Raw genomic sequence first — 228 nt, 5'->3', positions numbered from 1 at the left:
CCTCCTCTTTGAACTCGACGAACTCGGCGGGCTTGACCCACCGCTGCACGGGGAGGTGCCGCGGGGTCGGGCGCAGGTACTGCGTGATCGTGATGATGTCCGTCCCGGCCTCATGCAGGTCGTGGAGCGCCTGCACGACCTCTTCGGGCTCCTCGCCCATGCCGAGGATGAGGTTCGACTTCGTGATGAGGCCGGCGTCGCGCGCCGCGGTCAGCACGCCGAGGGACC

At 68.9% G+C, this 228-nt stretch carries 1 pseudogene; it reads right to left on the bottom strand.

Going from position 1 to position 228, the window contains the following annotated elements:
- Positions 1-228, bottom strand: a pseudogene (locus tag ACZ3HG_RS25095) (hypothetical protein); the annotation flags it as partial.

This window comes from Erwinia sp. PME.40.26/001 (assembly GCF_055556675.1).
The sequence above is the reverse complement of the archived record's forward strand: the minus strand, read 5'-3'. Positions and strand labels throughout refer to the sequence as shown.